Raw genomic sequence first — 20,301 nt, 5'->3', positions numbered from 1 at the left:
CGTTAAAGGAAACATTACCGCGAGGCTGGTTTTATCAATTAATATGTATGTTGCGTAACTACGGCACGCGTTGGATCTTTGTATTGCAATTATTCTACAAACAGGTTGCTCCTATGGAGTATTTTAAGATAGCGCCAGGTTCTTGCCGGGTGATTATTTTTAAAGGCCTGCGGCCGACCAAATTTTTTATCAGCATAATCAACCTTAAACCTTTTCCAAAAATGCCGTGGTAATTTCTTTTAAAAACAAATGCTGATCCTTCGCCCAATGAATATTTGAAAATATTTCCACTTCGCAGAAGCCATTAAAGCCAGTTGCTTCTACCCAGCTACGAATTTTTTCAGGTCAATACAACCTTCTCCCATTAATCCACGGTCGTTAAGGAGGTCGATCGTATTGACTTTCCAGTCGCAAACATGGTAAGCGAATAAGTTTCCGTGAGCGCCGCATCTGGCTATTTCTTTTTCCAGATTTGCATCCCACCAGAGGTGATAAACATCCACTGCCACACCAACAAAGCCAGATTGGAAGGATTCTGCCATATCATTGGCTTGTGATAATGTATTTATGGCAGAACGATCGGCAGCATACATTGGATGTAAAGGTTCTATCGCCAGTTTTACATTCAGTTTTTCTGCTAATGGTAAAATAGCTTCAATTCCTTCCCTTATTTGCCCGCGCGATTTTTCCATGGACTGATCCGGCGACGCGCCGCAAACCAGTACAATCATAGGAGCACCAAGAGCGGCAGCTTCTTCAAGTAATTTTTTATTATGATCAATTGCCTGAGCTCGTCCTGCGCTGCTGGTATGAGGAAAAAAGCCACCACGGACATAAGAAACAATTTCCAAACCGGCTTTCCTGATGATTTCTCCTGCCCGATGCGGACCAATTCCTTCGGTCGCACCCTGCCAAACGCTAATACCTTTTACACCAGCTGCGGCATAATTTTCCACTGCCTCCGGCAAGCCCCAAGGTTTGGTTGTAATAGTATGTATACAGCAGCGATCGAGGTTCATTCTTAATTGAAATTATTAATGGTTAATGGCGGTGTATTTAATTTTCCTTCTAAGTTTTAATCTTAATAATAATGAGATGTTCTCAATGGCCTGGCAAGTGTTTTATTGATAATTTTTATGGAAATTGAAATAGTGGCTGGTTGTCGTCATGACTTTGCAAAATCTGATATATTCAGATACAAGTGTCATTAACAATTAACCATCAATAATTATCTAACCGCTCCCAGATAAGAATAATATGGCAATCCTTTATTGATCCGGTGCAGGTACAGCGCAACCTCTCTTGCATGATAATCCCCCCACATACTTGATTCACCATTTGGAATTTTTTGCCTTGCCGTAATATGATCCCAGCCATTTGGACGGTGATAGATAGAATGCAGGATCAATCCCTGATGTGTAGGGTTAGCTGACAAATAAGGTTCAGCAAAAAGGGCATCGAGTGCAGTTAGACCTGCCTGCCAGTAACGGCTTCCATCTTCATTTTTATCATTCAGATATTTTCCCAAACGCAATAATCCCTGCGCACCAATCGCGGCAGCTGAACTGTCGATCGGTTCAAAATCGTTGTATGGATCGGAAGTACGGGAGGTGTAATCACCTAATTTGTACAGTTGCGGAGCACCGGTATCCCAGTAAGGAATGCCGTCGGCTGCCGTATTTTCAATATAAAAATCACAGGTAGCTTTGGCAGCTTTGAGAAAAATGCTTTCAATTTCAGCTCGTCCGCCAAGTGGAATAAGTTCGTCGTCTGAAAATTGAACAAGGGTTTCCAATTGTTCCGCAAAACCGGTCATTGCCCAGGCCAATCCGCGTGTCCAGGTCGTGAAACCGGAAAACCCCTGCTGTGAATTCGGGCACCGGAAATTTCCGTCATTGGTATTAAACACACTTTCGTGAGCTGTACGCCCCCACAGATCATAACTATCCCTGCCTTCACCATAGTAAACAGAGTATTTTGCCGTAGCAAGTGAATGATAAATACCTTTTTCCAGCAAACTGGTTTTTACATCATTTTCACCCATTAAACTATGACCGAGCAAATGGGAAACCATCAGCGCACGCACCGAACGGATAGTATCTACAAAGAGGGAATGCGGGCCGTTAAAAGAATGTATATAGCCTTTTCCGTCCCTGGTATCAGTCCAGCGTTTTGCCTGAACCGAGCCTGAAATTTTCAGCGCAAGTTCATAGAAATTTCTTTCCCAGGTGTTCTCAGTAATCCGTCCTTCGTTCATTAGCCTCAGCAAATTGCCATACGTGCTGACATTATTAAAACCATGGTCGTGAACACCAAAATGACTTACATGCGAAGCCATTGAATTAACCGTATTTTTTTTCGCACTATCTAAAAATGCAGGATCACCGGTTACGTCATATTGTAAAACTTCGGCGCCGTACTGGAAACCCTGTGTCCATTCAGTCCAGCCGCGCAGGGTATATTTTCCATTTACTGTAAATACCGGAGTGCCTTTTGAGTTATCATATTCCGTGGATATAAGCCGGATTTTTTCAGCTGAAAGCTCCCACAATTTGTCAATTTTTGGTTGAAGAGAAGCCGCTGTAAGATCGTTGCGAATTTGCATAAATTATATCAATAGTATTATTAAGCCTTTTTATTTTAGGACAATACAGAGATATTATTAGTACTAATTACCAGCAAGGTACATTTTTGCTATTAAATGGCACTTTTCCGTACATGGTCGCGGTATTCGTTTGGAGTCAGTCCGGTTTTTTTCTTGAAAATCCTTCCAAAATAGGACGGATCCTCCATATTGATATGATAGGCAACTTCTTTGCTGCTGAGGTGTGTAAATACAAGCAGCCGTTTTGCTTCCAGTAAAAGTTTGTCCAGAATATATTCCTGTGCAGGCGTACCCAGATATTTTTTAACGATTTTGCTTAAATAATCCGGCGACACAGAAAGCATAGTTGCATATTGCTGTACCTCGTGCATTTGCCTGAAATTTTTTTCAACCATTTCCTGAAAACGGCCCAGCAGGTCTGGTGGTGGTGAATTAGTTTCAAAATGATGCGATTCTTTTTGAGCCAACAATCCGCATTTTTGTATGAGTAAACCTAAATATTTACCAATCAGTGCCTGATCTGTTTCAGCCTGCAAATGATCAGAAACCATGTTTTCCATGATGTTATGGAAATAATGCCTTTCGGGATCTGTAAGTGCAATAACTGGTTGACGACGGCCCGGCTGAAAAAAGGAAAGCTGGGAAAGTCCTGCGTTTTCCGGATTATAAAATGTGTAGAAATCCTCCGAAAAAGCCACAATAAAACCTTGGCAGGATGTAGAAAAATGAAGTAAATGAACCTGGCCCGGTGTAAGAAAATGCAGTGCGGAAGCCTGTACGGGATAAGAATGAAAGTCAATTTCATGAAAACCCTGGCCTTTTTCTATAAACAGGATTTCATAATAAGTATGCCGGTGCGGTGTATCAGTAGGGAGCGGCGTAATTGGCAATGAATCAGGTAATTCGGTTCCATTTTCAGTACTGTTTTTGAACTTGTAAATTTTCAGTGCAGGAACTTTACCCGGTGATCTTGGCAAGGAATGAACGGGTATGGAATCGGACATGAACTGTACTGGGTTATGACTTTCTCAAACGTATTAACTTTTTCAAAAGCCATAAAACCATTAAAACTACCAGCACCAAAGCAATAACGGGCAAAAAAATAGCTAATCCGGAAAGGCTGAATGAAGCAACATTTTCAGCAGTAGAAACCACAGGATTTCCTATACCGGCAGTTGTTTTGGAGGAAAGCAACCGTAAAAAACCAGTGCCGGCCTGTACCAGACCTGCCGTTCCGCCGCCCACAATTAACCCAAGTCCCCAGTGTAAAACCGGACTGTCGATCTGTATAAAGGAAGTTGTCAGTAATGTGCCTGCAACTACCGCGGCTGGTGTGGCTATGGTATCAAGTAAATTATCAATGAAAGGCAAATAGTACCCGCCTATTTCGGCAATTGTAGCCATCAATAAAGCAAAAAATGCTGGCCATGTTGCCAGCCATTCAAAATTTTCTCCCGGAGTGATCCATCCGTTCATAGCGGCAATATTTGCTGCCAGCATAGGTAAGAATACCCTGAAACCACAACTGGCACTAAGTCCTAATCCGAGACACAAACTGAGAAACAATTCCATAGGTTTTTTTAGATAGCGCGAACGTCCCCCTTCGTGATCACTATTTATAGGCCTCCGGCCTTAATGATATAAATTATTTAATAAAATCAAGCCGGAGGCCCAAAAATAATAATCACGAACGGAAACGTTCGCGCTATCTATACAATTTTTTATTCTGCTGGTGACTAATTTTGCTTTTCTGTTGTTCGTTATGAGATGTTTGAGATATTAAAGTTAAATTATAAAGATAATCAGTGAATCAGGAAACTAAAAGCGGCCAAATATTTGATCTTCCCACTTTACGGCGTTTATATGCGTTCGTTCGTCCGTATCAGAAGCAGTTTTATTTGCTGATCGCCATTATAATGCTGAACGCATTGCTGGCACCCCTGACTCCACTTTTAATTAAATATACACTTGATAAACCTGTTGCCAACGGAGATTATTCACAGCTGACTCTCATGCTGGTCGTGATGATCATTGTTACGATCATTCAGGGATTAGCCCAGTTCTGGAATACATATATGTCAGGCTGGTTAGGGCAATATATTATCAGGGATATTCGGGTACAGCTTTATCAGAAAATCATCGGACTTCGTCTTAAATTTTTTGATCAGACTCCCATTGGCCGTCTGGTAACACGCACTATTTCTGATGTAGAAACACTGTCCAATGTATTTAGTGACGGAATGGCTGCTATTGCCGGGGATATTCTGCAATTGGTGTTAATCATCGGCGTTATGTTTTATACCGATTGGCGTCTGTCTGTAATTAGCTTGTCGACGATTCCCATTATGCTCATTTGTACTTATGTGTTCAAAGAAAAAATTAAGGACTCATTCAATGAAGTGCGTGCGGCGGTCTCTAATCTGAATTCTTTTGTACAGGAACATATCACAGGAATGAGCATTGTACAGATTTTCAGCAGTGAAAATATTGAATACAAGAAATTTCAGGATATTAACAAAGTGCACCGCGACGCCAACATCAGGTCGATTTTATACTATTCTATTTATTATCCTGTTGCTGATGTAATCGCAGCTGCCGGAACCGGTTTGGTGGTATGGTATGGTTCCAGGCAGATATTACAATCTGAAGTTACATTTGGTACAGTCACCGCTTTTGTAATGTTTATCAACTTGTTTTTTCGCCCGATCCGTCAGCTTGCCGACCGTTTTAATACGTTACAAATGGGAATTGTAAGTACAGACAGGATTTTAAAATTGCTGGACAGCGACGAATATACTTCCAATGAAGGGACTTTTGCTCCGGCAACGATCCGGGGAAAAGTTGAATTCAAAAATGTTTGGTTTGCTTATAATGAGGAAGAATATGTGCTGAAAGATATCAATTTTACGGTTGATGAAGGAAAAACCATAGCATTTGTAGGTGCAACAGGAGCAGGGAAATCTTCAATTATCAATTTACTGACGCGCTTTTACGATATTAATAAAGGCAACATTTACGTAGATGATATTGAAGTGCATGATTATGAATTAAATGCATTGCGCAGGCATGTGGGTGTGGTTTTACAGGATGTTTTCCTGTTTTCTGACACGATAGAAAATAATATCCGTTTGGGTGATTTTTCTATTACCCATGAAAAAATCGTAGAAGCCGCCAGATTGGTTGGTGTACATGATTTCATTGAAAGATTACCTGGTGGTTACACTTACAATGTCATGGAACGGGGTTCTACATTATCTGTCGGACAACGCCAGTTGATATCTTTTGTAAGAGCAATGGTTCACGAACCCAAGATTATTGTACTGGACGAAGCGACTTCTTCGGTTGACAGTGAAACGGAAGAACTGATACAAAAAGCAATTGAAATACTAATGAAAGGCCGTACTGCCATTGTTATTGCACACAGGCTTTCAACGATTCAGGAAGCCGATAAGATCATCGTAGTAGACAAAGGGTTGATCATGGAAGAAGGAAACCATGAACAGTTGCTGGAAAAAGAAGGTTTCTATGCGAACTTATACAGAATGCAGTATAAGGAGGTTTTAAAGATTGGATAGAATTTATTCAGATTAAGTTTTTTGCCTTTCTTAAATAAAAATTGCCTCTTAAAAACCAATGCAATGAAATTCTTAAAATATAATATAGGCATTATCATTACTGCGATTTTTATGGCGGTAATGTCTTACCAGGAATACCGGACACCACGGTATGGAAAGGAAAATGTGCCTTTGATTTACCTCATTATATCTGTTACGCTGGTCTTGCTTCTGACATTTATTTACTTCCGGTACTTTAATAAAAAACCAGCCAAAAAATTAAACCTTCCTCATAAAAATATCCCACCCAAACCTAAGAATCGTCGCTGAGACAATAACCAGGAAAAAAATGCGGATAAATTTATTGCCTTTCAGTAATGCCAGTTTAATGCCCAGAAACGAACCGCATAAATTGAATACTGCCATTGGAATTGCATATTCATAAAGGATATGCCCTGTTTTGGCAAAATAAATAATGGCTGCAATATTAGTCCCGACATTCACATATTTTGCATTGGCGCTCGATCTGATAAAGTCATTTCCGAGTAACGATACAAAAGCCAGTACCAGAAAAGTACCAGTTCCCGGACCGATAAGGCCATCGTAAAAACCAATCAAAAAGCCAAAAGTGAGACCAATAATTAATTGCCTGGCAAAAGAAAGATCCTTCTCCTGATGTAATCCAAAATTCTTTTGAGAATAGGTGTAAATCGCAATGCCTATTAGAAATACCAGAATGACGGGTTTGATCCCATCACTGCCGATTAGTGTGATACAGTAAGCTCCAAGTGTAGCTCCACAGAATGCGGTGAAAATGACAGGAACCAGGAGTTTCCAGTCAATTTTTATCTTCCTTGAATATTTAAAAGCGGCAAATGCAGTACCGCTGAATGAAGGGATTTTGGTGGTTGCCAACAGCGTTGCAATGGGATATTGCGGCAATATAATCAACATGGCAGGTGTCTGGATCAAACCGCCTCCTCCTACAATAGCATCAACAAAACCGGCAAAAAAAGAAACAAAACAAAGTAATATTAATTCCTGGGTCATTTAATCAATTTCTGCCTTTTATAAAACACAAATAAAAAATCAGAGGTAGAAGAAACAAATCTCCACGCCTCTGATTTTATATAAAAATAATTTCACTCGAAATAACGCCTTTGATTTTAAAAGATTCGAATATTATGCTGAACCAGTGCTACATTAAAGTGGCGGCCTGTCTAAACTTTGAACTTCAAAACTAGTTCCTTCTTCCCGTATCTATCGGAATTGGCGGCGGGCCTATCAGAAAGTCGTCATCTTCATTTCTTTTAACCGGTGTACTATCACCTTCTATTTCCAGAGAATCGTCATCAGATGGTGCATAATAAGTAACGCATTGATATTCCTTGTTAATCTTAAAGCTGGGCTTAGGAAATGGACCGGGTTCTATACCAATAGATTTATCCTTATAAATCTTTTCGAGAAAACTGCCTACGATGGGCAATGCCGTTTTAGCACCTTCCCCAAGGTTAGTCGTTCGGAAGTGAATACTTCTGTCATCTCCTCCAACCCAGGCACCAATCACCAGATCGCGCGTAATACACATAAACCAGCCATCTGAGTTGTTAGAAGTTGTACCCGTTTTACCGCCTATTTCATTGTTATTTTTAGCTACATCAAACCGCCATTTGATACTTCCCGAAGTTCCACCCGGTTCTTCTACACCACCTTTAAGCATATGTACCATCAGAAATGCTGATTCCGGGCTAATCGCTTCATGGTGTTCCGGCTGAAATTCTTCAATGATTTTACCATTACTGTCTTCAATTTTTGTAACCAGTATAGGTTTGGTATAAGTACCATTATTCACAAAAACGCTGTAAGCAGCAACCATGTCATAAAGTGATACGTCAAACGGTCCGAGGCCAATTGATGGCAGTGCTTCCAATGGTGTTGTTATTCCCATTTTCTTAGCATAACGAACTACATTGGCCGGCCCCACCTCGTCAGTTAGCTGTGCTGTAACAGAGTTGACAGATTGCGCCAGGGCCCGGCGTAAAGTCATGTTGGAGTAAGTCCAGTAACCCGTTGCATTTCTTGGTTTCCATTCTTTTTCTTCGCCTTTTTCTACATATTTTTTTGAGAAAGGTTTGTCCTCAATCTGGCTGCAAGGTGACATATTGAAGCTGGAATCATCAATGGCAGTGGTATAAACAAATGGCTTAAATGTGGATCCAGGTTGTCTTTTACCTTGTTTTACAGCATCATATTTGAAATAATTATAATCCAGTCCACCTACCCAGGCTTTAATCTGGCCATTGTGCGGGTCCATCGCCATCATTCCGGCACGCAATACTCTTTTATAATAATCCAGAGAATCCATCGAACTCCAGTATTTTTTCATTTCCCCGCTGTTTTTCCAGTCATAAACTGTCATCGTATCTTTTTTATTGAGATAAAAAAGTACACTGTCCGGACTGTTTGGGAATTTGGCTGCCAGATTTTTATACCTGCTTGTTCTTTTAACAACGTTGGCAAGAAAATCAGGGATTTCTTTACCGTTTTCATCAACCCATGGATTTTGTTTACCCCAGTGATCTTCAAAAACGCGCTGTAATTGTTTCATTTTCTGGGTCATTGCTTCTTCTGCATCTTCCTGCATCCGGGAATCAATGGTCGTGTAGATTTTCAAACCATCGGTATACAGATCGTAACCGTTTTCTTCACCCCATTTTTTTACAAAATCAACTACTGCATTTTTAAAGTAATTGGCATTGCCGTCATAAGGCGTTTCAAATTTTGTATTTAAAATCGTTGGTAATGCGCTGATAGAATCGGCCTGCTTTACAGTGAGGTAACCGTATTTCTGCATCTGGGAAATTACAACATTACGACGTTCCAGTGAGCGTTTTGGATTGCGTATCGGATTGTATGTAGTTGTAGCTTTTTGCAACCCGACGAGCACAGCGGATTCCTGTATGTTCAGGCTATCAGGGGATTTGCTGAAATAAGATTTTGCAGCTGTATTTATCCCATAAGCATTGTTGCCATAATCTACTGTGTTGAAATACATGGTCAGGATCTCTTCTTTGGTGAAATTCCTTTCCAGTTTGATCGCCGTCAGCCATTCTTTGGTTTTATAAATAAGTGTCCCTAATCCCGGAACAGGACCAAGTAAACCCCTGGCATCACTTTTCCGTGTTTTGAAAAGTTTTTTAGCTAATTGCTGTGTAATTGTACTGCCACCTCCACGATCCGTAGTGCCTGAAACTATGTTTAGCGCCACACTTGCCATGGCTTTATAATCAATTCCTGAATGAGTATAAAACCGGATGTCTTCCGTGGCTATTAAAGCTTTAACCAGATTCGGGGAAATCATTTTTGCAGTAACAGGTGTTCTGTTTTCGGTATAAAATTTCCCGATCATAACGCCGTCTGCAGTATAAATTTCGGAAGATTGCGAAACTTTTGGATTTTGCAGGTCTTCTACACTGGGCATGCTTCCCATGAGGTAAAGAAAATTGGTTTCTATACAAAAAATATAGAAAGCAAAACCCAGAAAACCGTATAATAAGGTTTTCCATGCAATGGAAACCGGTTTATAATAAGCCGAGTTTTTGTCCAGTTTGCTATCCCGCCATTCCCTGAATGATTTTCTATTTTTACGGACAGTATAAAGAAACGCATCAGTACGGTCTTTTCCAGCGACCAGGCAGAAAAAACGATATACTATGCTATTAATGAATGTTGAGGCCTGTCTTACAACAGATTGCAACAAAGTTCTGATTTTATTAAAAAACGATCTGATAACTTCCATCAAACGTTAAGGTTCGTAAGTGTCCAAAGATAAGAAAAGCCGGACATTTATGGCTAAGTCCGGCTTTTACTAAAAAATATTCTATTCTGCTTTGTTAAATTTAAGAGCAACACCATTCATGCAATACCTTAGTCCTGTTGGCTTGGGTCCATCATTAAAAACATGGCCCAGATGCCCTCCGCATTTGCGGCACACTACTTCTGTACGAACCATACCGTGACTTTTATCCGTTATTTCTTCTACGTTTTCAGAAGAAATAGGCTGGAAAAAACTTGGCCATCCTGATCCGGACTCATATTTGGTTTCAGATGTAAATAAAGGTGTCCCGCAAGCAGCACATACATAAGTGCCTTCTTCTTTATTATCATTAAAGGGATGCGAAAACGGACGTTCGGTGCCTTTTTCAAAAAGAACAAAACATTGCTGTCCGGTTAGTTCAGCCTGCCATTCTTCTTTGGTTTTTTCTATTTCTCTCATTTTTTCCTGATTATAATTTAAACTTTCAGTTTCTGTAAAAAAAGTGTGCTGCCAACCAGGATAACATACTGCAGACATTTATCGTTTGCTGAAAATACGTCTCAACCATGAATTTTCGCGAGGCCAGCACTTATTTTGCATTTCAGGCGGCTTTCGGAACAAACCTGCTGATATGCCAAAATATATATTAAACGCTTTCGGTTTACCAATATTTAAAAGTCCGGTTAAATGATCGGTACCTATCCATAGCGGCCCTGCTCTTCCAGCCAGCCCGATAGCCGGTGACCGGTAACGGTTCATGAGCGTAAGCGGAACAGAAATTTCATACCATTTGTGTTCATACCGGGGCGTTACTGCAACGACTGATTCTGCCTTCATTCCAAAAGCACTTTGGGGAACGAGGTTTTGTACCCATAAACCTGACACATATACATTTGGCTTTATATGATAATCCACACTCGCCTGAAAAGACATCGGCAGTACTGAGTGAAAATCCGGAGCAAGAGAACCGCTTACACCCAATGAATTGTTAATCGCAGTAAATGCTCCTTCCGAACCTTCCAGTTTTTGAAATGAATCGTAAAGTAAAGTTTTGTTCTGAGTGTGTACTTCCTGCTGTAATACATAAGCCGGATTTTTGAAATGAATTCTTCCAATATCGGTCAGGGATACAGCAACACGATAAAGGTATTTGTTTTTTGAAGCATCTCTTTTGCGCTCGCCTTTTTCGGTATAAGTGAACTTGTTAACATCCGGCCTGAATTCATATACTGCACCCAGATCGAAACCCCAGCCACTTCCGGGAGCAGCGCCGCCTAATAACCAGGCTGGCGTTGGCCTTATGTTTTTAAATCCTTCATCTCTTGTTAGGCCATATTTGACATTGATCTGATTGATATTGATATACTGGCGCTTGTCGTCCCAGGTCGGGTCCGGCAAAATGTTATAGGAGGAATTTTCTACAATAGCATGGGCGTTATACAGGCCAATAAGCCGTTTAACGGTAACACCTATTTTCAGGAAATCAATTTCATTGTCGAGCACTACGCCTCCGAGCGTGAATGCAACTTCACCAAATCCATTAAGATGCAACTGCCCTGACTGGTTTTCAAAAACCGGCCCTTGCAAATCGTCCAGCCTTGTTGTTTTACTCAACAGCCTGGCGAGCGGCTCAGTAATTCCGGACGCATTTAGCATAAATCGGGCTCTTGTGGAAATCCCCAGGCCTGCTTTACCATCAAAAAGCTGAAACATAATGGAAGGCAGACGAATATCTCCACCAACATTCAGATATTTTTTATTTCCATTCAGCTTTTCGTCCAGGTAGGTGCGTGGAAACTCAACGGCTCCTCTTTCACTTCTATATTCATTTGGTACTGAATTGGTAAGCAGACTCAAAAAAGAAAATGGCGCATCGTATTTGACATGGTTATTGCCCGTGTAAAATTGTGCGCCAGCCAGATTGACCTGAACGCTGTAACGATTGTCAGATACAAATGCCGGATTGTGATATAATGCGTTGATGCCGGAATAATTGCCCATTGCAGCACCTGGCAGATGTTGTGACCAGCTTTTGTAACAAAAGCTAAAAAAAATCACTACTACCAAGGGTAAACTTTTATACATAGTGTGGGTAAAACGATAAACAGGATATTTTCAATATGAGGGTACAAAGAAAGAACCTAACGAACGTACTTGCAACGAATGTTTCATTAACTTAAATTAATTTTACATTATACGTAAAGGAATGGTTTTAGTAGGAAATTTGGTAGTAAAGACAGGTTGCGGAAATCGACTTAAAAGAGATTTTGCTTCAAAGTGTCAATAAAAGATAATAAGTGCTATTTTAGAAGAAGTTACGCAGCTGTCTGATGATATATAATTGTCATATGTTTTGTAAATTCAAACAATGACCATATATTGTTCTGTAAATAATTGTAATGTACTTATTCAAATTTTGTATTGTATGAATTTCTCATTCTCCGACTATCAAACCGAAAATTTCTTCGATGAGATGTTTAGCCCTGACGGAGATATCCGTTCCGGCTATGAGCATCTAAAAACTAAATTTGAAAACCTCACTAATGAGGATCTTACAAATCGTCAGCTTGCTACCGAACGTGCTTTGCTTTCTATGGGTATTACGTTCAATGTATATTCGGAAGGTGAAGGAACTGAGCGTATTATGCCTATTGACATTATCCCGCGTGTACTTCCCAATGCAGAATGGGAATGGCTTGAAAAAGGGTTAAAACAGCGGATCAAGGCTTTAAATATGTTCATTAACGATGTTTATAATGAGCAGCATATATTGAATGACGGTGTGGTACCAAGAGAACTGATAGAATCGAGCAAGTGTTTTCTGAAACCATGTATAGGATTAAAACCACCAAAAGGTATCTGGTGCCACATAACCGGAACCGACCTGATAAAAGGTGACGATGGGACATTTATGGTGCTGGAAGATAATTTGCGTTGTCCGTCCGGTGTTTCTTACATGCTGGAAAACAGAGAACTTTCCAAGCAGATTTTTCCTGATGTTCTGGCAAGAACAGGAGTAAGGCCTGTTTCAGATTATCCTACACGCCTGCTGCAAATGCTGCAGCATCTGGCGGATCGTCCTAACCCGACAATTGCGGTCTTGACTCCTGGTATTTACAATTCAGCTTATTTTGAGCATTCCTATCTTGCCCAGCAAATGGGTGTGGAACTTGTGGACGCACGCGACTTGGTTGTTTCCGACGGCTACGTTAAAATGCGTACAACCAGTGGTTTACAGATTGTTGATGTGATCTATCGTCGTATTGATGATACTTTCCTTGATCCGGAAGCATTTAATCTGGATTCACTGATTGGTATCCCGGGTATTTTTGAAGTGTATAAGAAAGGACGTGTTGCATTGGCAAATGCACCAGGAACCGGTGTTGCCGATGATAAAGTTGTATACGCTTATGTTCCCCGTATTATTGAGTATTACCTAAAGGAAAAAGCGATCATCCCTAATGTGAAAACATACATTTGCGGTGAAAAAGAGGACTTTGACTATGTAATGGAAAATATTGAGAAACTGGTTGTGAAAGAAGCCAATGAAGCCGGGGGATACGGTATGCTTATCGGCCCGAAAGCGGATGCGGAAGAACATGAGTTATTCAGACAAAAAATAAGAGACAATCCGCGTAATTATATTGCCCAGCCCACTATTTCACTTTCTCGGGTACCTTGTATGGTGGATGGGCACGCAGAAGGAAGGCATGTCGATTTGCGCCCATATATTTTATACGGAGATGATATCAGCGTAATACCAGGTGGTCTTACGCGTGTTGCTTTGAGAAAAGGTTCTTTGGTTGTAAATTCTTCGCAAGGCGGAGGCGGAAAAGATACCTGGGTGTTATATTGAGTTATTGTTAACAGTTGCTGGCACGTTTTATTGATAGCATCAGTTTAATTATTGAAGCTGATAATTCAACAACTTGCCCGCAACTGTTTATCGGTAGTTTATTTATAGCAATTTAAAATTAGAGCCATGCAGCGAGAAGTAACAGGATGGTACAGTCCTTCCCTGAATAAACATATGGAAGTGGCTGTATATGGTCATTATGGGTTCGCATTATTATTAATCCCTACTGCCGCATCTGATTATCTGGAGTATGAACAAAACGGACTAATAGAAAGTATTCGTCCTTATATCGATTCGGGGAAAGTAAAAGTTTATTGTATCAATAGTATTAATTCCGAGAGCTGGCTTAATCCTTATATGCATGGTTACGATAAAGCTGTAAGGCATCAAAGTTTTAATGATTATGTGATCAAAGAGGTGATTCCGTTCATAAAAGACACAAGCAGCCAAACCAATGAAATTATAGCTGGAGGTGCTTCATTTGGCGCTTTACACGCGGCAAATCTTTTTTTAAACATCCGGATTATATCAATGGAATTATTGCAATGAGCGGATGTTACGACCTGAGTGCGTATACTGATGGTTATTATGATGATAATGTTTATTTTAATTCGCCGGTTCACTATCTGCCCCAGTTAAAAGCAGAGTGGCATCTGGCTATGTACAGAGAAAGCCGGCATATCCATTTTGTGACTGGTTCAGGTGCCTTTGAAATGCCTGATTGTTCAAGGCATATTTCTTCCATACTGAACGCGAAGAATGTTCATAACGAGCTTGATATTTGGGGAGCAGACATGCCGCACGACTGGTGGGTATGGAAAATGATGTTACCTCATTACCTGGAAACCAGGTTTTAACAGAAATAAAAATGATCAAAATTCAACTCACAGTATTCAATTTTCAAGGATTGCACCTAATGATAATTGAACATTGTGAATTGGATATTGATCACCTTTGACCGTTGACCTTTTTACTTTTGACCTTTTTTTGATCACGCTCCCTCAAATTGCCTTAAAAACCTGACATCATTTTCAGTGAAAAGGCGTAAATCGTTAATTTCATAACGAAGCATGGTTATGCGTTCAATCCCCATTCCAAAAGCAAATCCTGTATATTCTTCGCTGTCAATTCCGCAATTAGTAAGTACATTAGGATCAACCATTCCTGCACCTGCGATTTCTACCCAGCCGGTATGTTTACAAACATTACACCCTTTTCCTTTACAAATCAGACAGGTAACATCAATTTCTGCACTGGGTTCTGTAAATGGGAAGTAAGAAGGACGCAGACGAATTTTAGAATCCTTGCCAAACATCTCTTTTGCGAAGTGATAAAGCGTATCTTTCAAGTCCTTGAAACTCACATTTTTATCAATATATAAGCCTTCTACCTGGTGGAAAACACAATGCGCACGTGCTGAAATCGCTTCATTTCTGAAAACACGTCCGGGCATGATTGAACGGATTGGCGGTTTTTGCCTCTCCATCAGCCTTACCTGTACATTGGAAGTATGTGTACGAAGAAGCACATCGTCTTTAACTTCCCCTTTACTTTTTGAAATGAAAAAAGTATCCTGCATTTCGCGTGCCGGATGATTATCCGCGAAGTTGAGTGCACTGAAATTATACCAGTCAGTTTCTATTTCGGGGCCATAAGAAACATTGAAACCCATTCGTTCAAAAATTTCGATGATGCGGCGGCGAACAATAGTAAGCGGGTGCAAACTTCCCTGTAAATTCGGAGCAACAGGCAGTGTCAGATCTATGAGTGATTCAGGATTTGAGTCAGATGCAGTTTCGATGGTTGTTGTAAATTCCTGAAAACGATTCTGGGCTAAATTTTTTAACGTATTTAATTCCTGTCCAACTGCACGGCGATCGTCCTGAGGAATGTTTTTAAGCCCTTCAAATAATTCTGTTACAACACCTTTTTTACTAATGTAACGCATCCGGAATGCTTCAAGCTGTTCTTTATTCTGAACCTCAGTCTGTTCAATTTCTGAAATTAAATCCTGTACCCGATCGGTAATCATATTACTAAATGTTTATGGGAAGAAACAGTTGCTGATGGTAAAACAACTGATCGTTACTGATAAATTTTCTTATTTCTTCTTTTAAAGTTGAATGAAGTGCCTAAAAACTCATGCAAATATAAATAATGTTGACATTGTCAAAGGTGTTCTTTTTGTAATGTCATTCATTTCCGGAAGTAAAGTGCCTGTTTTTAGCAATTAAGTAACTAAGTAAAACTACGTGTTTTAGTAAGTTCAGTTACGTCATTTTATTTTTTAATTAAAAATAATAAACTGATTATCAGTTAGTTATTAAAATACGCGTAATTTTACGTATTTTTTGAGTGCGTTGCAAAGTGCTAAATTTGATTAGATATTTAGATCAACGTAATCAGTATTGACATGAAAACTTTTGCATCTTTTCCTCTTCAAAATCTGCCGGATACATCATTCAGCAACAGCACAGCATTCATTTCAGTTCAATCCATGGGTAGAACTATTTTTTTGTCTCCCGATGCAATCACCTTTATGGAAGGTGAAGGAAATTACACTTTCATTTATACCAATACCGGAAAAAAATATCTTGTATCCAAAACATTAAAGTCACTTTCCGGACACTTGAATCAAAATTTTATAAGGGTACACAAATCATATGTCGTCAATGCAGATTACGTTGTAGAGCGCATGGAAGACGATCGTATGCTGCGCATGTCATGTGGAAAAGAGGTAGTTGTTTCCAGAAGAAAAATTAAAGAGATCACTGAAATCCTGGATCATACAAACCTAAGGATCAGTGCTTAAAATATTTGTAGTGAATTAAATTAGTGGGTTATTTATTAAAACAGCAGCCATCGCTCAGATCGAAGGCTGCTTGTTTGTTTTTTATAAGCAATATTTAAATCATTAGTTTAAACTCCTGAAATTTAAACTATGCACTTATTATTGATCAGAATAACTTAATACCCAGGGTAACTTGCCATGAAGTAACTTTTTGTTTAACAGAGGCGCTTGCGTCGATTGGCTGGCTATTCAATTCGAACGAAGCAAGATTGGTAAATGAACCTTCTTTTCTTACATCCAAACTAAAATTTCCAAGATCAAGGCCTGCACCGAGCTGATAACCAAATGTAGCCTGCGACAAGGCATTGTTTAAGTCAGAAGAATATTGCCTGAACGCATCCCTGAGATTCTGATTATCACCAATCCTGAATGAAGCAACAGGTCCGGCAAGAATCCGGATCGGGCCGCCTTTTAAACCGATCAGCAATGGAACATCAATATTGCTGTACTTAATATTGATCGTTTTTGTAACCGGTGTTTCGCGATCTGTCTGGATTATATCAAATGAACCTCCTTTTGTAGAAACCAATACTTCGGGCTGGATAAATAAAGTACGGCCGAATCTTGCATAAATTCCTCCCACTGCTCCTGTTCTGGTATTAAAACTTTGTTTGATATTATCGCGCACTGCCTTGCCATCATAACCCAGATAAGGATTTCCATTGTCATCATAACGCGTTGTAAAAACGTCTCCCATCGTCAGCCGGGATAGATTTACACCTCCTTTAATACCAAATGCAAAACCTTTTTTTGTGCCTGTGCAGAAGTTATGCCCAGAAGGCACAGCAAACAGATACATGCTAATTTTGTAAGTGTGTTCATTTAATAAAATAGTTGTTGTAAATAAAATCGGATAATAACGTCAAAATGCAAAAAACTGTACCCCGCAGATTTATTTTTTGAGTGATGTGATGAAACGTTACCATCTTTGGATAATTTTTCTTTCAATTTTGTTATCCTTTAAAAATAAATCAACAACATTAATCCTTTATGGCCAAAGCCAAAACAGCTTATTTTTGCCAGGAATGTGGGTATAATTCGCCCAAATGGGTGGGAAAATGTCCTTCATGCGGCGAATGGAATACATTTGTACAGGAAGTTATAGAAAAAGAAGATGCGAAACCAACCGTTTCCTGGAAATCGGTAAATCTGGCAAGTAAGCCAAAGGCAATCGCTGAAATTATTTATGAAAATGAACCCCGTATTGCCACTGCTGACCAGGAACTTAATCGTGTATTGGGAGGTGGGATCGTACAGGGATCGCTGGTATTAATAGGAGGAGAGCCAGGAATTGGGAAGTCGACGCTGATGCTTCAGATAGCACTTACGCTTTCAGACAAGCGGGTTTTATATGTTTCGGGTGAAGAATCGGAACAACAGATTAAGATGCGTGCGGAACGAATGTCATCTAAAAGTGATAAATGTTTTATTCTGACCGAAACCCAGACACAAAGTATTTTTCGCCAGATTGAGGAATTTCAACCTGAAATTCTGATCATCGATTCTATTCAGACTATGCAGTCTACCTATATTGAGTCAGGTGCAGGCAGCATATCCCAAGTGCGGGAATGTACGGCGGAATTTATGAAATATGCAAAAGAAACAGGAGTTCCGGTTTTTCTGATCGGGCACATTACCAAGGACGGATCTTTGGCGGGCCCAAAAGTGCTTGAACATATGGTTGACACGGTATTGCAATTCGAGGGAGACCGGCATACTACATACCGGATCTTGCGTACAATGAAAAATCGTTTCGGAAGTACTTCTGAACTAGGTATATATGAAATGCACAGCGAAGGTTTAAGGCAAGTCAGCAATCCTTCTGAAATCCTGATTTCCCAGCGCGATGAACCTGTGAGTGGAATTGCAATTGGTTCTATGATGGAAGGAAACCGCCCTTTATTAATTGAGATACAGTCGTTAGTAAGTGTTGCTACTTATGGAACTCCACAGCGGAGCAGTACGGGATTTGATGCAAAGCGGTTACAAATGTTATTGGCAGTTCTTGAAAAACGCGGTGGGTTCCGGTTAGGTGTACAGGATGTTTTCCTGAATGTTGCAGGAGGCCTGAGAGTGGAAGATCCGGCAATCGATTTGTCCGTAATAGCTTCTATTGTATCATCTTATGAAGATAAGTTTATTCCTGCTTCAGCATGTTTTGCGGCGGAAGTAGGATTAGGCGGTGAAGTGCGGGCTGTGAGTCGTATTGAAAGCAGAATATCAGAAGCTGAAAAGTTAGGTTTTAAGAAAATTTATATTTCGAAATATAACAGTAAAGGGCTGGATTTGGAACGCTCTAAAATAAAAATAATACCGGTAGCGCATCTCGATCAGCTGTTTATGGATTTGTTCCTGAATCAGTAGGAGCCGCAAAGACTTTTCAAGCCAAAGCGTCTCCATGTTACAGTCGGTGAAACCTAGTCTTGGAAAGTTTAATTTTGCCGAAAGCCGATTGTTAACCGGCTTTCTAATATTTTGCGTAAAATTCTCTTAATTTATTGGTGAGCCGGTCATAAATTGGTTTACTGAATTCAATGAAAAGCTGCTGCGGTGCCGGCGGTAAAACTTCCTGGCTTTTGGTCATTCGCAACTGGGCAGAAGTGAGTGCACGTTCGTCTCCATTAAAATTTGCCCATTCACACATCCAGTTGTATTCACCATTAAATTTTTCCTGGTTTACAATTCTTTTTGTTTTAAAATCCCTGATCTGCATATCAAGTAATCCGGCAGAATGGACTGTTTTCCTGTTTTTAGTGAAGCTGGCTTTTACTTTATCATAAATGATAACTTTTTTCTGCCAATCATTTTTTCTCCAATTTTCACACTGTCCTTACTGACAACAGTTTCTGTATTTTTCTCAATTAAAGTTTGTCCAACTACAAAATCATCGAACTGGAGAGTTACAACATGATCCGGTTGCAATTTAATTTCAGCAGCTTCATTCGGATTGTAAAACCTTACAAATTTGTTAAGGCGTTTATTGGTTTTTAAAAACTCATCTATCTTATCCTGAAAATACTCGTTACTCAGCTTATATGTTTTTGAAGTAACCAAAACCTGTTCTACGACGACTTTAAACGACGCAATTTCATAAGCCAGATCCATTTTTTTTCGAACTTCCTTAAAATCCGGAATAAGCAGATTTACTTTTTCAAAATGTTCGTAGGCTTTTCGCGCACTTTCCCGGTCACCATTAGAAAGGGATCTTTCACCTTCTTTGTAACGAATATTTACTGCGTTGTTACGAGCCGTGTATTCCTCATTTTCGAAGTTTCGGGCATCTACCGCTTTTGCGCAAACATTACACTGGCTTATGGCTTTGTACAGTTTATTAAGATTTTCGTAGGAAATTAACTCCGGTTCGGACTTGAAAAGATCTGCTGATAACTGAATCTGTTTAAGTTCCTGCAAATGCTGCTCTAATGCAGCCGGGTAAGCTTGTTTTAGAATTTCAATGGAAGAGGTATGATCAGGATTGTCTTTTAGCTTTTCAACTGCACGTAGTACAGAATCGTCGAAATCTCCCCGTTTTAAAGATTTTTTAGCAGATTTGCATCCATACAACAGACAAAATAATAGGGGGATTAAAATGAGAACAGGGAAGAATTTTTTCATAAT

18 protein-coding genes are annotated in these 20,301 nt (G+C 39.9%); 6 read left to right on the top strand and 12 right to left on the bottom strand.

Features of this window, described 5'->3' with window-relative positions:
- Nucleotides 1-320: 320 nt before the first annotated feature.
- The 4 genes from KZC02_RS10930 to KZC02_RS10915 all read right to left on the bottom strand — a co-directional run bounded on the left by KZC02_RS10930 (nucleotide 321) and on the right by KZC02_RS10915 (nucleotide 4,177).
- Entirely contained in the window at nucleotides 321-1,019 is a 699-nt protein-coding gene (locus KZC02_RS10930; protein WP_229254177.1) for a sugar phosphate isomerase/epimerase, read from the bottom strand.
- Nucleotides 1,020-1,228: 209 nt separating this feature from the next.
- Nucleotides 1,229-2,605, bottom strand: a complete 1,377-nt coding sequence (locus KZC02_RS10925; protein ID WP_221394137.1) for a glycoside hydrolase family 88 protein — start codon at nucleotides 2,603-2,605, stop codon at nucleotides 1,229-1,231.
- Between the two features lie 92 nt (nucleotides 2,606-2,697).
- Complete coding sequence (locus tag KZC02_RS10920; protein ID WP_221394136.1) at nucleotides 2,698-3,609, bottom strand: AraC family transcriptional regulator; 912 nt, start codon at nucleotides 3,607-3,609, stop codon at nucleotides 2,698-2,700.
- Nucleotides 3,610-3,622: 13 nt separating this feature from the next.
- Nucleotides 3,623-4,177 (bottom strand): DUF4126 domain-containing protein, encoded by a 555-nt coding sequence (locus tag KZC02_RS10915; RefSeq protein ID WP_221394135.1) that lies wholly within the window; start codon nucleotides 4,175-4,177, stop codon nucleotides 3,623-3,625.
- 233 nt (nucleotides 4,178-4,410) lie between these two features.
- Here KZC02_RS10915 and KZC02_RS10910 point away from each other — a divergent pair, with 233 nt between their 5' ends.
- The gene (locus tag KZC02_RS10910; protein WP_221394134.1) at nucleotides 4,411-6,180 is read left to right on the top strand and encodes an ABC transporter ATP-binding protein; all 1,770 of its coding nucleotides are present in this window, start codon (nucleotides 4,411-4,413) and stop codon (nucleotides 6,178-6,180) included.
- A gap of 258 nt (nucleotides 6,181-6,438) precedes the next feature.
- Here KZC02_RS10910 and KZC02_RS10905 read toward each other — a convergent pair whose 3' ends face one another.
- From KZC02_RS10905 to KZC02_RS10890, 4 genes are all read right to left on the bottom strand, one after another.
- Nucleotides 6,439-7,209 carry a TSUP family transporter gene (locus tag KZC02_RS10905; protein ID WP_221394133.1) on the bottom strand — a complete coding sequence of 257 codons (771 nt, stop codon included), beginning with the start codon at nucleotides 7,207-7,209 and terminating at the stop codon, nucleotides 6,439-6,441.
- A 190-nt stretch (nucleotides 7,210-7,399) separates the two neighbouring features.
- Nucleotides 7,400-9,958 (bottom strand): penicillin-binding protein 1A, encoded by a 2,559-nt coding sequence (locus tag KZC02_RS10900; protein ID WP_221394132.1) that lies wholly within the window; start codon nucleotides 9,956-9,958, stop codon nucleotides 7,400-7,402.
- Nucleotides 9,959-10,039: 81 nt separating this feature from the next.
- Nucleotides 10,040-10,435 (bottom strand): peptide-methionine (R)-S-oxide reductase MsrB, encoded by a 396-nt coding sequence (gene msrB / locus KZC02_RS10895; RefSeq protein ID WP_221394131.1) that lies wholly within the window; start codon nucleotides 10,433-10,435, stop codon nucleotides 10,040-10,042.
- A 78-nt stretch (nucleotides 10,436-10,513) separates the two neighbouring features.
- Nucleotides 10,514-12,061, bottom strand: a complete 1,548-nt coding sequence (locus KZC02_RS10890; RefSeq protein WP_221394130.1) for a DUF5723 family protein — start codon at nucleotides 12,059-12,061, stop codon at nucleotides 10,514-10,516.
- A 340-nt stretch (nucleotides 12,062-12,401) separates the two neighbouring features.
- Here KZC02_RS10890 and KZC02_RS10885 point away from each other — a divergent pair, with 340 nt between their 5' ends.
- The 3 genes from KZC02_RS10885 to KZC02_RS31710 all read left to right on the top strand — a co-directional run bounded on the left by KZC02_RS10885 (nucleotide 12,402) and on the right by KZC02_RS31710 (nucleotide 14,689).
- Nucleotides 12,402-13,832 (top strand): circularly permuted type 2 ATP-grasp protein, encoded by a 1,431-nt coding sequence (locus KZC02_RS10885; RefSeq protein WP_221394129.1) that lies wholly within the window; start codon nucleotides 12,402-12,404, stop codon nucleotides 13,830-13,832.
- A 126-nt stretch (nucleotides 13,833-13,958) separates the two neighbouring features.
- On the top strand, nucleotides 13,959-14,381 hold the full coding sequence (locus KZC02_RS31715) for a hypothetical protein (protein WP_229254175.1): 423 nt from the start codon (nucleotides 13,959-13,961) through the stop codon (nucleotides 14,379-14,381).
- The gene (locus tag KZC02_RS31710) at nucleotides 14,378-14,689 is read left to right on the top strand and encodes a hypothetical protein (protein ID WP_229254174.1); all 312 of its coding nucleotides are present in this window, start codon (nucleotides 14,378-14,380) and stop codon (nucleotides 14,687-14,689) included. Before KZC02_RS31715 ends, KZC02_RS31710 begins: the two co-directional genes overlap by 4 nt.
- A 134-nt stretch (nucleotides 14,690-14,823) precedes the next feature.
- Here KZC02_RS31710 and pheS read toward each other — a convergent pair whose 3' ends face one another.
- Entirely contained in the window at nucleotides 14,824-15,864 is a 1,041-nt protein-coding gene (pheS, locus tag KZC02_RS10875) for a phenylalanine--tRNA ligase subunit alpha (protein WP_221394128.1), read from the bottom strand.
- Nucleotides 15,865-16,245: 381 nt separating this feature from the next.
- Here pheS and KZC02_RS10870 point away from each other — a divergent pair, with 381 nt between their 5' ends.
- Nucleotides 16,246-16,644, top strand: coding sequence for a LytTR family DNA-binding domain-containing protein (locus tag KZC02_RS10870; protein WP_229254173.1), 399 nt, complete (start codon nucleotides 16,246-16,248; stop codon nucleotides 16,642-16,644).
- Between the two features lie 145 nt (nucleotides 16,645-16,789).
- On the opposite strand, the gene KZC02_RS10865 is transcribed toward KZC02_RS10870, so the two are convergent.
- The gene (locus KZC02_RS10865; protein ID WP_229254172.1) at nucleotides 16,790-17,482 is read right to left on the bottom strand and encodes a porin family protein; all 693 of its coding nucleotides are present in this window, start codon (nucleotides 17,480-17,482) and stop codon (nucleotides 16,790-16,792) included.
- Nucleotides 17,483-17,673: 191 nt separating this feature from the next.
- On the opposite strand from KZC02_RS10865, the gene radA reads away from it, so the two are divergent.
- Entirely contained in the window at nucleotides 17,674-19,047 is a 1,374-nt protein-coding gene (gene radA, locus KZC02_RS10860) for a DNA repair protein RadA (RefSeq protein ID WP_221394127.1), read from the top strand.
- Between the two features lie 103 nt (nucleotides 19,048-19,150).
- On the opposite strand, the gene KZC02_RS10855 is transcribed toward radA, so the two are convergent.
- Both KZC02_RS10855 and KZC02_RS10850 read right to left on the bottom strand, forming a co-directional pair.
- A complete protein-coding gene (locus KZC02_RS10855; RefSeq protein ID WP_221394126.1) occupies nucleotides 19,151-19,396 on the bottom strand; it encodes a hypothetical protein in 246 nt (81 codons plus the stop codon).
- 53 nt (nucleotides 19,397-19,449) lie between these two features.
- Entirely contained in the window at nucleotides 19,450-20,298 is an 849-nt protein-coding gene (locus KZC02_RS10850; protein ID WP_221394125.1) for a hypothetical protein, read from the bottom strand.
- Between the last annotated feature and the right edge of the window lie 3 nt (nucleotides 20,299-20,301).

The sequence above is a fragment of the Dyadobacter sp. NIV53 genome (genome assembly GCF_019711195.1).
GTDB lineage: Bacteria > Bacteroidota > Bacteroidia > Cytophagales > Spirosomataceae > Dyadobacter.
This window is presented reverse-complemented; position numbering and strand designations above follow the sequence as displayed.